Source organism: Polaromonas sp. (assembly GCF_030689685.1).
Taxonomy (GTDB): Bacteria; Pseudomonadota; Gammaproteobacteria; order Burkholderiales; family Burkholderiaceae_C; genus Polaromonas.
In genome coordinates this window covers 1-10,469 of record NZ_JAUYEY010000032.1, presented here as the reverse complement: position 1 = coordinate 10,469, position 10,469 = coordinate 1, and the positions used below count along the sequence as shown (strand labels likewise).

At 60.9% G+C, this 10,469-nt stretch carries 9 protein-coding genes and 2 pseudogenes; 6 read left to right on the top strand and 5 right to left on the bottom strand.

Going from position 1 to position 10,469, the window contains the following annotated elements; translation table 11 throughout:
* Positions 1-213: 213 nt before the first annotated feature.
* A complete protein-coding gene (locus Q8O29_RS09195) occupies positions 214-666 on the top strand; it encodes a hypothetical protein (RefSeq protein ID WP_305562047.1) in 453 nt (150 codons plus the stop codon).
* A 191-nt stretch (positions 667-857) separates the two neighbouring features.
* Entirely contained in the window at positions 858-1,163 is a 306-nt protein-coding gene (locus tag Q8O29_RS09190) for an addiction module antidote protein (protein WP_305562045.1), read from the top strand.
* A gap of 177 nt (positions 1,164-1,340) precedes the next feature.
* Here Q8O29_RS09190 and Q8O29_RS09185 read toward each other — a convergent pair whose 3' ends face one another.
* From Q8O29_RS09185 to Q8O29_RS09175, 3 genes are all read right to left on the bottom strand, one after another.
* On the bottom strand, positions 1,341-2,570 hold the full coding sequence (locus Q8O29_RS09185) for a type II toxin-antitoxin system HipA family toxin (RefSeq protein WP_305562043.1): 1,230 nt from the start codon (positions 2,568-2,570) through the stop codon (positions 1,341-1,343).
* Complete coding sequence (locus Q8O29_RS09180) at positions 2,560-2,850, bottom strand: helix-turn-helix domain-containing protein (RefSeq protein ID WP_305562042.1); 291 nt, start codon at positions 2,848-2,850, stop codon at positions 2,560-2,562. The genes Q8O29_RS09185 and Q8O29_RS09180 overlap by 11 nt, the downstream gene beginning before the upstream one ends.
* 62 nt (positions 2,851-2,912) lie before the next feature.
* A complete protein-coding gene (locus Q8O29_RS09175) occupies positions 2,913-3,866 on the bottom strand; it encodes an AEC family transporter (protein WP_305562040.1) in 954 nt (317 codons plus the stop codon).
* A 126-nt stretch (positions 3,867-3,992) separates the two neighbouring features.
* On the opposite strand from Q8O29_RS09175, the gene Q8O29_RS09170 reads away from it, so the two are divergent.
* The 3 genes and pseudogenes from Q8O29_RS09170 to Q8O29_RS20345 all read left to right on the top strand — a co-directional run bounded on the left by Q8O29_RS09170 (position 3,993) and on the right by Q8O29_RS20345 (position 7,438).
* On the top strand, positions 3,993-6,128 hold the full coding sequence (locus Q8O29_RS09170; RefSeq protein ID WP_305562038.1) for an ATP-dependent helicase: 2,136 nt from the start codon (positions 3,993-3,995) through the stop codon (positions 6,126-6,128).
* Positions 6,129-6,357: 229 nt separating this feature from the next.
* A complete protein-coding gene (locus Q8O29_RS09165) occupies positions 6,358-6,660 on the top strand; it encodes a hypothetical protein (RefSeq protein ID WP_305562036.1) in 303 nt (100 codons plus the stop codon).
* Positions 6,558-7,438 (top strand): annotated as a pseudogene (locus tag Q8O29_RS20345) (phospholipase A). Before Q8O29_RS09165 ends, Q8O29_RS20345 begins: the two are co-directional and overlap by 103 nt.
* Before the next feature lie 27 nt (positions 7,439-7,465).
* Here the strand turns inward: Q8O29_RS20345 and Q8O29_RS09150 are convergent.
* Complete coding sequence (locus tag Q8O29_RS09150; protein WP_305562030.1) at positions 7,466-8,182, bottom strand: aspartate/glutamate racemase family protein; 717 nt, start codon at positions 8,180-8,182, stop codon at positions 7,466-7,468.
* Positions 8,183-8,191: 9 nt separating this feature from the next.
* Positions 8,192-8,818 (bottom strand): annotated as a pseudogene (locus Q8O29_RS09145) (dicarboxylate/amino acid:cation symporter); the annotation flags it as partial.
* Between the two features lie 41 nt (positions 8,819-8,859).
* Here Q8O29_RS09145 and Q8O29_RS09140 point away from each other — a divergent pair.
* On the top strand, positions 8,860-10,290 hold the full coding sequence (locus Q8O29_RS09140) for an IS66 family transposase (RefSeq protein WP_305562028.1): 1,431 nt from the start codon (positions 8,860-8,862) through the stop codon (positions 10,288-10,290).
* The last annotated feature ends 179 nt before the right edge of the window (positions 10,291-10,469 follow it).

Genomic DNA, 10,469 nt, shown 5'->3' with positions numbered 1-10,469 from the left:
TACAACCACAAGAGATTGCACTCGACGTTGGGCTATGTCAGTCCCATGACGTTTGAGCAACGCTGGATCGCGGCCCAGCAGCAAGACAGGAAGTCCGCATAATGGTGGCTTAAGGAGTACGGAAAACAGGGGCAAGATCACGAGCGCGAAGCTGAGCTCCTGGCTCAAATAAAGTTCGACTCGAGCAATTCTGAAGCTCACCTGGCTTCGATCATGCCGATGGTTGCCCTGTCGGAATCTCTGTTGAAGCGTCGCGCGACTCCAGAGGTGCGCCCGTCGTACTTCACCGATCCCGAGCGGAACTCTGGAGGCCGCGGTAAGTCGCGCCAGCAAATTTTCGAGAACAACGGCACTGCGGGCGCGGAGATACTTGCACATCCTAACTTCTGGCGATACCTGCAATACTTTATCTACGGCCCGAATCTTCCTTCAAGCGTTGTCGCGAAATTCAAGGAAACTGCATCTTTCTCCGGATATCTCACGGGTGGAGATGTCAACGATCTCACTCCGCAGGCACGAGCCGTAGTTCGGTCAGCACGGCTAAATCCTCACGAGGCTGCTGACGAGTTTCATAAGTTGGTACTCGAATGCGGTGCCACTCCTTCGAGTGCTGAAATTATTCGTAACTCGGTCCGTTCCGTGCGAGTGATGGGCAATGAAACCTAACAAGTTCGGCTCGGACGCCCAACTGCATCCATGCGCGCTGCCCACATGCCTGGTGTCCGCCAATTTTCTCGAACGCTAAACCTTCTCTTCTATCCCACTCCAAATGCCTCTTGCGGGCGGTGACAAGTCATCCCAAGACAGGGACATCCGCAACGCCAAGCTGCTCGCCCGCGAACTTTAGGAAACTGACTATGGCCAAGATATCGACCACACCGTGGGATCCAGCCGATCACCTCCACACAGAAGAAGACATGGCGGCTTATCTTGAGGCCGCACTGGAAGATGGTGATCCCACGCTTATCGCAGCGGCGCTGGGCGATATCGCGCGAGCGAAGGGCATGACGCAGGTGGCTCGGGAGGCGGGCCTCGGGCGACAGAGCCTGTACAAAGCGCTCTCCCCTGCAGGTAATCCCGAATTTGCCACCATTCTCAAAGTTGTAGCTGCACTGGGTCTGCAATTGCATGCCACGCCGGTTGTCGTCAAAGGTGCGGCCTGACAGTGCGTTCAAGCTGAGCCCAAAGAGCGTGGTACGTGGGTTGGCGAGCGCTGGTGCAGGGATGACTCAAACGTTCAATAAAATTTCTGACAGCGTGTTTGGGCTATACCCGGGTCAAGGAGATCGCGACCCTGGCCCGCTGCAAATCCGACTCTTCGGATACTCACGTCAGCAACGCTAAGGCCCCAGCTCTCGCGCCAGCAACAAACCAGCCTGCCACGCCACACTCATCTGACCATGCAGCGGCGCCGCAATCCGCTGGTCAGTACGGCACTTCGCCATCGCCTGCACCATGCCCTGGGCAATGCGCTGGATGACCGCTGCGGGGTCAGAAACGCCGCAGACACGCCGCCCAAAATCCATCATATCTTTGGCATGGGGGTAGGTCTTTGACCCCTTGGCGCCCGCAAACAGTTTGAGTGCCATGGTGTGGTCTTCCAGCGCCGGGCCGCCCTCGAAGCGCTGATATTTGTAGATAGAAGTGGTGACCACATCGAACAGGGGCGCCAGACGCACGTCATCAACCCCGCTGTAGAGCACACCAAAGTTCTTGAGGTGGCCGTCCCCGTTGCGCACCATGGCTGTAAACGCGACCTGCTCGAAGAAGCGCGCCAGCTCTGTTGCTGGCAAGTTGATCAACTTCAGGGCAGCGGCAACACGCTCGTAGCTGCCGTGGTACTTGCGGTCTGACAGTGTGTCGCGAACATGTTGGCCCATGAGCGAGGCCACGTCTTCAAACCCCAGGCGCGTGCCGTCTGTAGCAATGTCAAAGCGCTCAATGAGCAGCAGCGAGCCGTCCTCAGACAGATCAAATGGCGCCACCTGAATGCCCGCCTCTTGGGCCGCGCACAGGCACATGAACTCGTTGGCAGACAGGCCCGGGTAACGGTCAGCCGCCATCTTGACGATCAGGGTGGGCACTGGCAGGGTGGCCCGGTCGGGCACCATGATTTTGGGTTGAACACCCGATATGCCCGCACCAGTGGACAGGTAGGCATGCATCAGCTCTTCAAAAAGAGCGGGGCCATTGCCACTGGCCAGCAAGTCCGATTTGTTGACCACCGCAGGCGGCTTGGCGGCAGGTGTATCGGCGAGCCGGTAGCCCAGACGCCCGATGCCGTTGTTGCCCATCAAAGCGAGCAGGTGCATGGGGGTGATGACCTGCTTGGGAAAGAACGCGCGGATTTGCATGAAGAGGTAGCCCTCGGGCAGGTTCATGTCCATGGCGGGGAACAGGGCACCACCGCCGTCAAAGTGCAAAGTGCCGGGCGGCATGAGCAAAGAGACGCTGGGCTGGCCCGGGTCGTCGCGGCGGTAGTCAAAGGTGTAGGTCGATGCATGCGCCAGATGCCCGCTGTGTGCGCCGTTGACATCTACATCGAGCAGGCGGATGCGATCAGGCAGCATGGGCATCCACATCGTCTTCGTCTGCAAACCGGCGCTGCATTTCATCAAGTGTCGGCATACCGGCCTTTTGCAGGCTCAGGCTCAGGCCCATGGCACGCAAGATGTCGAACAGCGAGGCCACGGTGACATCGTCTCCGCGCTCCAGTTTATGGAGCACCGTGCGGCTGCGCCCGGCCTTGCGAGCTACGTCGACGGCCGTTAGCTTGTTGTCAGCCCGGTACTGGGCAATCGCTTTGCCGAGGTCGGCGGGGAGTTTTAATTTGCCCATGATTGTGAACATTAAAACTCAAAATCATATAAATGTCCATTTTCGTGGACATTTATATAATTCCAATTTGCTATCTATGTCAACAAAGCCACCGCTGCCGAGAAACTGAAAAACGCCAGCACCGTGGACAGCAAAATAATGCGTGCAATCCGCCCGTTGTCCGCGCCGAATTTTTCGGCCAGCACCGACACATTGCTGGCACTCGGCAGCGCCGCGACCAGCACAATCACCGTCAGCGCAAACGGCTGCAGCGGCACGCCGAGCTGGATGGCGCCCACCCCGACCAGACCGACCAGCAGCGGGTGCAGCAGCAGCTTGATCAGCGCGACCGGCACATAGTCCTTCAGCGCAATGGTTTCCACGCTGTTCATCTGCGAGCGCGCCAGCACCGCGCCTATGGTGAACAGCGCGACGGGCGACGCGGCATCGGCCAGCAGGGCGACCGTCTGCATCACGGGCGCCGGCAGCGCCAGTTGCAGGCCCGAGGAGACGGCGCCCAGCACGATGGCCCAGGGCATGGGATTGAGCGCCACGCCCCTGAGGGCTTTTCTGGCCGCCACCTCGGCCCCATGGGCGTCGGCCGAGTCCAGCCGCGACAGCGCAATACACAGGGAACTCGTCACAAGAAGATCGACGACGATGGTCACAATCGCCGGACCGGCCGCCTGTGCGCCCAGCAGGGCCACCAGCAGCGGCACGCCCATGAAACCGGTGTTGGGAAAGGCCGCCACCAGCGCGCCAAAGGAGGCGTCGTTCCAGCCGATGCGATTGTTGCGTGTCACCGCAATCGTGAAGGCCACCATGACCAGCGCGCAAAACAGGTAGACGGCGACCACGCCGCCGTCGAGCAACTGCGCCAGCGGCGTGTTGGCGCCAAAGCGGTACAACATGCAGGGCAACGCGAAATACAGCACAAAGGTGTTGAGCCCCGGAATCGCCGCCTGCGGCAACAGGCCACGGCGCGCCGCCAGGTAGCCGCACAGGACCAGCGCGAAGAAGGGGAAGGTGATGAGGAGAATGCCTAGCACAAGGCGTATTGTCGCCGGCAAAGTTGGCAGGCGGCTGACTGGCTATGATGCCCGCTGCCCTGCTGTTTTCCTTCAGCGTCACCCCGCGCTGCCGCTCCGGGCTCACGTTCCCTCGTTTTCGCCTGCATGTCCTCACCTTTGCCCGATTCAGCCGCCGCCGGACTCAACCTCGCCCAGCAGGAAGCCGTTAACTACATGCACGGACCCTGCCTGGTGCTGGCCGGTGCCGGCTCGGGCAAGACGCGGGTGATCACGCACAAGATAGGTCGGCTGATCCAGGCCGGGCTGCCGGCCACGGAAATCGCCGCCATCACCTTCACCAACAAGGCTGCCGCCGAGATGCGCGAGCGGGCCAAAAAACTGATCGGTAAGGCCGCCAAAGGTGTGCTGATCTGCACCTTCCACGCGCTGGGCGTGCGCATGTTGCGGCAGGACGGTGAAGCGTTGGGGCTAAAAAAGCAGTTTTCCATCCTCGACAGTGACGACGTGACCAGCATCCTGAAAGACGCTGGCGGCACCACCGATGCGGCGACGGCGCGCCAGTGGCAGTGGGCCATCAGCGCCTGGAAAAACAGCGGGCTCAACGCGACCCAGGCCGAGGCGCAGGCCAATGGCGACGAAGAACGGCTGATCGCCCGCATCATGGCCCGGTATGAAGAGCGCCTGACGGCCTACCAGAGCGTGGACTTCGACGACCTGATTGGCCTGCCGCTCAAGCTCTTGCAGGCGCACGACGCGGTGCGGGACAAATGGCAGAAGGCCATGGGCCATGTGCTGATTGACGAATACCAGGACACCAACGCCACCCAGTACGAGGTGCTCAAGCTGCTGGTCGGTCCGCGCGGGCGCTTCACGGCCGTGGGCGACGACGACCAGTCGATTTACGGCTGGCGCGGCGCAACGCTGGACAACCTGAAAAAGCTGCCGGTCGACTACCCGAACCTGCGCGTCATCAAGCTGGAGCAGAACTACCGCTCCACCAGCGCCATCCTGCGCGCGGCCAACAATGTGATCGCGCCCAACCCCAAGCTGTTTCCGAAATCCCTGTTCAGCGAACTCGGCGAAGGCGAGCCGGTGCGTGTGGTCGATTGCGACAGCGAGGAGCATGAAGCCGAGCGCGTGGTGGCGCGCATTCAGAGCCTGCGCGCCGAAGGCACGCTGCAGGCCGAGGGCAGCCAGCACAAGGAGTGGAAAGACTTCTGCGTGCTGTACCGCGCCAACCACATGGCCAAACCGTTTGAGAAGGCCTTTCGCAAAGCGCAGATCCCCTACAAGGTCTCGGGCGGGCAAAGCTTTTTCGACCGGGCCGAGATCAAGGACCTGTGCAGCTGGATGGTGCTGATGGTCAACAACGACAACAACGCCGCCTTCATCCGCGCCATCAAGACGCCCAAACGCGGCATTGGCCACACCACGCTCGGTGCGCTGAGCACCTTCGCCGACCAGTACAGGCTGAGCCTGTTCGAGTCGCTGTTCAGCAGCTCCCTCGGTGCGGTGCTGCCGGCCAAGGCGGTCGGATCGCTGCATGAATTCGGCCGTTACCTCAACGACCTGGAGTACCGCGCCCGACGCACGGTGGGCGCCGAAGACGCACGCGCTTTTCTCACCGCCTGGCTCAAGGACATCGACTACGAAAAACACATCTGCGACAGCGAGGACAGCGAAAAAGTGGCCGCTGCGCGCTGGACCAACGTGATGGACTTCTGCGACTGGATGGCGCAGCGTTGTGGCGGGCAAATCGACGACACCAGCGGCGCCGTGGTGGCGGCTGAACCCAAAACCATGCTCGAGGTGGTGCAGACGATTGCCCTGCTGTCGACCATCAGCGAGCGCGAGGGCGACCAGAATGTGGTGACGCTGTCCACGCTGCACGCCGCCAAGGGTCTGGAGTGGCCGCATGTGGTGCTGGCCGGCTGCTGCGAAGGGCTGCTGCCTTTCAAGCTCGACAACGACGATGGCAGCGATGAGGCCAAGACCGAAAACATCGCGCTGCGGCTTCAGGAAGAGCGCCGCCTGATGTATGTGGGCATCACGCGGGCGCAACGCACGCTCGCAGTGAACTGGCTGCGCCGGCGCAAGAAGGGTCGCGACACCGTGGCCGGCGTCCCCAGCCGTTTTATCGCCGAGATGGGCCTGGACAAAACCACGGTGAAGGAGGACCCGCGCGAAAAGATCAAGGCGTTGCGCGCTGAGTTTGCCAAACGCGCAGCCGACAGCGCCGAAGCCAACAACCTGGCCGAGGCCACCAGAACCGCCGGCTGACTCTGGAACCCCCATGAAACTTCACCCCAGCTTTCGATTTGCTCTTGTTTTGATAGCTGTCAGCGCTTGCTGTATAAGGGCTGGGGCCCAAAATGACCCGAAAAAGACAGGCCCTGCCCGCACATCAGGCGCTTGTCTGACAGCAGCACAGCTGTCCGGCCCACATCTTTACGGCGAATGGCGTGTACGCTTCAATCCGGCGCCCGCCGGCTTGCCTGAAGCGGCGCTGATGCGTCTTGAAAAACATGCGGAGTTCAGCGAGAGTGTGGCGGGCTCCGTCACACGCGAACTGGGCACTCCGCAGATCGGGGGGCATGCTCCCCGCGCGCAACTGGCGGGCGATCTGGAAAACGGGTTTCTCACCCTCGACGAATCTTCAAACGGCATCAGCATCACAGGCACCTGGACCGGTGAACTGGTAAGAGAATCATGCGGAAAAAAATTCACGGGCATCTGGAAAGACACCCGCGACAACGCGCCACCCGACACGCCGGACGTGCCCTTCACGCTGGAAAAACTGCCGGGCTGGTAGCTGCCGCATGGGGCCTGCTCGGCGGGCTGCTGTTGGCGGGCGGCGCGGCTCAGGCCCAGAACGCAGTGCCCACGCCGGCCCAAACCGGCTGGCAGGCCTGCCAGGCCCTGTCCGCCGATGCCACCGCGCAACTGGCTTGCTTCAGGCCCTGGGCGGATGCGCAGGCCTCGGCAGCGTCGCAGACGGTGCAGCCTGCCCCGCCAGCCAATGCGCCTTCCGTGCAAAAAACTGCGGGGTGCCTGCAACTCCCCGGCATGGCGCCGGAGGCGCCGGACGGCAAACGCATCGGCTGCCGGGACAGCAAGTACTCTGAACTATCGCGCTTCTGGGAACTTCAGCGCGGCACCGACTGTGACACCTTCGGTATCCGAGGAAGGGTCTGTTGACGTCTGCCGCTGGCGACGAAGCCGGCAGCGACTCGGTGTGGGTCGGCTACACACAGCAAAGCTACTGGCAGTTTTTTAACAGCCGCATCTCGCGCCCCTTCCGGACCACCGACCATGAGCCCGAGGTGGTCTACCTCTACCCGCACATGATCGACCTGCCGGGCGGCTGGAAATACCGCCTGAGTAGCCTGGGCATGACGGTGCGCCATTCGCTCAAGTCCGACGCACGCGGCTCGGTCAAGCTGGAGTGGATGAAAGCCTCCACCGCCATCGCCGACAGCGCAGCCCTGCGTTACCACGTGCAGTTGTTCAGCGGCTACGGCGACAGCCTGATCGACTACAACCGGCGCCGCAACGTGCTGAGCGTGGGCCTGAGCCTGGTGGACTGGTAGACTGCCAGCGGCGAGCGGCAATACGCATCAGGAATCCCATCCAGCTCTGTTCCACCCTCTGGCAATCGCAAAAGTGACGCTGGCCCGAGCCAGTTCAAGCGTACTGTCGATCAGTACCAGGCCAGATACGTCGGCGTATCTACTGGCCATCGGAATCTCGGTGCAACCCATGATGAGCGTGGTGGCACCGCGCCGGACAGCGTCCTGGCACGCCTGCGTAAGGTGCCGCGCCCCGAGCTCTGTACGCCCGGCCTTGACTTCACGAACACAGGCGTCAACCTGGATTTGCGCACCATCGGCATCCGGGAGCATGAAGTCAATGCCTCGCCCACCGAGTTCACGCTGGTAAAAACCTGACGCCAGCGTGCCTCGCGTGGCGAAAATGGCCACACGCGATCCCGCCGATGAGGAAATCGCCTCCACACACGACCTGGCGATATGCAGGACAGGTGCCTTGCTGCTGCGACTCATTTGATCAAACCAGTGATGCGACGAGTTACAAGGGATGGCGATAACTCCGACGCTGGCGCGGTTGAGGGTGTCGATGCCTGCCAGCAACTGTGGCAGCGGGTCCCGGCCATGGCCAAGGATGGCACTGGATCGGTCATGGATATGCGGGAGGCTAGCCACGATCACGGGCAAATGATCCTGGTCGCGCGAAGCAGGCGTGAGTTTGACGAGCTTGTCCAGAAAGTCGACCGTCGCTGATGGACCCATTCCCCCAAAAACACCGATGCGCGACACGGATGTCGCCTAGATTTTTAAGGGCCGAGGACAAATCAGCGACACCGCCGCGTTGTTGCCGATAACCAGAACAAGGGTTCGCAGCATGTCGCAGATCGGGTCTACGGCGAGAAAGAGAATGAATGCCGCTTCAAAGGGCAGTCCGAGGTAGCTGCAGGTTAGCCCCACCAGAGAAACTGTCAGCAAACCGGTCATGCCGGCGGAGGCAAAGCCGGCAAGAATGGACGCGGAAAGGATCACGGCCAGTTCGGTGATTCCCAGCGGCTTTCCGTAGAGCTGCGCGACGAACACGGTCGCAGCCACATAGTAGATGACAGGCCCGATGCGCAGCAGGGAAACGCTCAACGGCACCATCAGTTCGACGCGTGAGCGCGCGAATCCGAGGCGATCAGCGAGACTCTCAATCATGATCGGCATGCAGGTGGCACTGCTTCGGGTGGCCAGCGCAAGGGCAAAAGGCCCTCGCAACGCATTCAGGGTCTGGCGGAGGGTCGAGTTTGACCGCTTCCAGAGGATGATGGTTGCAATGGCCAGCGCCAGCAGCGACGCGACAAAAAATGCAAGGACGAACTGGGCCATGGCCTGGAGGGGACCGAGGCCGGTCTTGGCCATCTGGGCAGCACTCATGCAGAGTAACTACTCAGCCCCCATGATTCGATAGGCGACAATCCGCATCAATGCAAACCCCATCAAGCCTGAGTCAGTTAAGCCATGCCGCAAAAGATGCACTGATTCTGATGCAGCAGGAGCAGATTACGGCGCTGCAAGAGGCCGTCAAGCAGTTGCAGTCGCGACTCAACATGAGCAGTCGCAATTCCAGCAAGCCCCCATCAAGCGACGGCTTGAACAAACCCGCTCCGAAGTCGTTGCGCGTTGCGGGCCAGAAACCAACAGGTGGGCAAAAGGGTCACCCTGGCAGCACCTTGTGCCAAGCCACACAGCCCGACAAGATCGTTGTCCACGGCGTACCAGAGCAGTGCCAAACTTGTCAGCGTAGCCTGGCGTTTGCTTATGTGGGGGAAACACGCCAGGTCTTTGATTTGCCCTCGCTGAGATTTGAGGTCACCGAGCACCACGCCATGCAGGCCATCTGTAGCTGCGGGCAGGTACATACCGGGGAGTTTCCCGTCGGTGTAAACGCTGGTGTGCAATATGGCCCACGCGCGCAAGCCGCGATGGTGCATCTGAATCAAAATCACGCGGTGTCTGTGCAGCGCACGGCCGCGCTGATGAAAGACTTCTTTGGCCTACCGGTCAGTCAGGCAACGGTAGTCAAGGCTGCCCTTGCAGGCGCACAAACTTTGCAGCCCACGGTGCAAGGCATCGGCCATGGCGCTGTTACCTCAGCCGTGCTACATGCGGATGAGACCGGACTACGGGTTGCCAAGAAGCTGCACTGGCTCCATGTGCTGGCCACCGACACACTGACATGGATAGGTTGTCATCCCAAACGTGGCTCCGAGGCGTTCGATGCGCTGGCACTGCTCCAGCAATTCAAAGGCGTCTTGGTACATGACGGCTGGATGCCCTACAAAGCATTGCTGTGCCAACATGCCCTGTGCAACGCCCACCACTTGCGCGAGTTGACCTACCTCTTGGAGGAGCAAGGCCAAGCTTGGGCCGGCGACATGATTGAGTTGTTGACCCACGCCAACCACATCGACAATGTTAATTGCGCCGATGGTCAATCACCGAACTACGACGCCCCAAAATATCAAGCCCAAGTACGCGACCTACGCCACCTGTATGACGCAATTCTGGCGCAGGCACTGGTAGACAACCCGATAGCGCTGTCTAACGGAAAACGCGGCAGACCCAAGCAAAGCAAGGCCACCAATCTGATTGGCCGACTGCGGGGTTACAGCGACGATGTTTGGCGCTTCATGACACAGGCCGACGTGCCGTTCACGAACAATTTGGCCGAACAGGCAGTGCGTATGCCAAAGGTAAAGCAAAAAGTCTCCGGCTGCTTTCGCACGCTGCAAGGAGCGCAGACCTACTGCGTCATCCGCTCATATGCCGCGACCATGCACAAGCAAGGGGCGAACATCTTTGACTCCCTTGTCGCCGCCTTCAAGGGTGCACCGCCTCAGCCCCGCTTCGGCTGAATCCAGTACGTCTGCCTAAAGTTGGGCTGAGTAGTTACTCTCAAAGAAGACTACGAATACGTGCGCCGGGGCACTTGCAACTTGTTCGTGGCGGTTCAGCCCCAGGCTGGCATCCGAACGGTTGTCGTAACCGACCATCGCGGCAAGGCCGACTTCGTCGCCTTGGTGCGCCACCTTCT

Coding starts and splice junctions, on each gene's coding strand:
- Q8O29_RS09140 (WP_305562028.1), top strand. CDS start 8,860: ATGCAAACCCCATCAAGCCTGAGTCAGTTAAGCCATGCCGCAAAAGAT.
- Q8O29_RS09170 (WP_305562038.1), top strand. CDS start 3,993: ATGTCCTCACCTTTGCCCGATTCAGCCGCCGCCGGACTCAACCTCGCC.
- Q8O29_RS09195 (WP_305562047.1), top strand. CDS start 214: ATGCCGATGGTTGCCCTGTCGGAATCTCTGTTGAAGCGTCGCGCGACT.
- Q8O29_RS09180 (WP_305562042.1), bottom strand. CDS start 2,850: ATGTTCACAATCATGGGCAAATTAAAACTCCCCGCCGACCTCGGCAAA.
- Q8O29_RS09165 (WP_305562036.1), top strand. CDS start 6,358: ATGCGTCTTGAAAAACATGCGGAGTTCAGCGAGAGTGTGGCGGGCTCC.
- Q8O29_RS09185 (WP_305562043.1), bottom strand. CDS start 2,570: ATGCTGCCTGATCGCATCCGCCTGCTCGATGTAGATGTCAACGGCGCA.
- Q8O29_RS09190 (WP_305562045.1), top strand. CDS start 858: ATGGCCAAGATATCGACCACACCGTGGGATCCAGCCGATCACCTCCAC.